The organism is Thermodesulfovibrionia bacterium (genome assembly GCA_030646035.1).
Taxonomy (GTDB): Bacteria; Nitrospirota; Thermodesulfovibrionia; order UBA6902; family UBA6902; genus JACQZG01.
This window is the reverse complement of the sequence record JAUSMY010000017.1, coordinates 1-1564: the sequence shown is the minus strand read 5'-3', so window position 1 is coordinate 1564 and position 1564 is coordinate 1. Positions and strand designations below refer to the sequence as shown.

Sequence of the window (1564 nt, the reverse complement as noted above, 5' to 3'; positions counted from 1 at the left end):
GACTTGCTGAGCGACCTGAAAACAACGCTGGTCATACCCCTCTCCCCCGCCAAGATCGCAGCCCCCATGAGCCTGTCGAGACTGAACCCGTCCTTCGCGCTTGATGGCGAGACATTCTTTGCGATCACTCAAGACATTGCGGGGATTGATCGCAGCCAACTCGGTGCTCAATCTTATGATCTGTCAGCGCTTCGCTCCGAGATTGTTGCGGCTGTGGATTTTGTGCTGTCGGGGATATAGCTTCGTGTTTCTATCCAGGCAAAGGGGTATGACTATCACGGAAGAACAGTCAGCCTGCCCCCCAGACTATGCAGCACTTTGACAATAGTCGCGTATCGTGGCTTTGCACCAGGGGCCAGCGCTTTGTAGAGGCTCTCTCTCCAATCCGGTGCTGTTGGCAATAGAGGTCATTCCTCTCGCCTTTGCGACATCAGACACTGCGGCGAGGAAGACATCTGGATTTTCGTACTCCAGTGCTGCAGACAGGTACTCCGCTATCATTTCCTCGCTATCCAGATAGTCGGCTGCGTCAAATCGTTTAAGACCAGTCATCTAGAAACTCCTCGTACTTCTTGACCAATGACTTCGCCCGTTCGATATCTTGCGCGCGCTCTCAAGTCCTTGAGGCTGGCAAGCCAATCGTCAAATTCATCTGGATCGACTGGACAGTTAGGTCAGGGTGTCAACTGAGCCGAGGGAAGTCTCGTTAGTCTATTTTGTCTCTGTTAGGCATGCGCCAGACTCTGTACCTTATATGTCGCGCCAAGTACCATTAACGTAGCACAGCACCTGAGCGAACGAGGTTACATTGATTGGCCCAATATGAGCCACTTCAATGATAGGCATAATATTGTGGCCATATGCATTTTCTCGCTTCCAGCGATCAACTAATGCTCTACCTTCAATCAATGAATTTCGGACCAAGTCTCGATTTATTTCGATCCAAACCTTGTTTCCGCCATTGTTGTCTAATGGTACAAAGGTAAACCAACTGGCCGTGTAATTTTTCCCATATAGCTCAGGATCGAAATCGGTAAAATCGAAAAGGCTAACGCCGCCCAATGTGCGCACATAAGGATAATGCTTTGCTCCCTGTGTAGTACACCAACGAGCGCTATCAGGAATTCCTGGCTCAGGAAGAATGACTCCCGCTTTAAGGATCAACTCATAGCGCTCGTGCGTAGTCGAGTGCCAAAGCCGATTCAAGAGAATTGAAGGAAACGATGCCATTAGATTGCCTAAGACCTTGTACACGCGAAACTGCGTTGGCGTGGGTTTGTGTTAATATTTGAGTGCAGCTAGTAACACAAAACCACAAGAGCCAAGTTTTTGCCGTGGTGCAATTTGTTAGGCCCTGCCTGCGGGGATTGCGAATAACCGATCTTTAGTTTTCAGACCACGTTTGAAGTATTCCAGCATAACTTCTTGTTGAACGAAGCCGCTACGCGGCAGAACACCCTTCCTGTGTTTTGCATCAAAGATAATTCCTCACGTGCTCAATGCCGAGCACGACTACTGAGGAATCATCCCGATGAACAAAGTACAACAAACCCGCTTCGACTCA

Annotated in this window: 2 protein-coding genes and 1 pseudogene; 1 reads left to right on the top strand and 2 read right to left on the bottom strand. The window is 49.2% G+C overall.

From position 1 onward, the window contains the following. Positions 1-240 (top strand): CcdB family protein (locus Q7U10_02310; protein MDO8281452.1); only part of this gene is annotated, 240 nt, incomplete at its 5' end. A gap of 35 nt (positions 241-275) precedes the next feature. Here Q7U10_02310 and Q7U10_02305 read toward each other — a convergent pair. Together Q7U10_02305 and Q7U10_02300 are read right to left on the bottom strand one after the other, a co-directional pair. Further along, positions 276-552: pseudogene (locus Q7U10_02305) on the bottom strand (putative addiction module antidote protein). Between the two features lie 198 nt (positions 553-750). Continuing rightward, positions 751-1230: a hypothetical protein gene (locus tag Q7U10_02300; protein MDO8281451.1), complete on the bottom strand. Its 480-nt coding sequence runs from the start codon at positions 1228-1230 to the stop codon at positions 751-753. Positions 1231-1564: the final 334 nt, after the last annotated feature.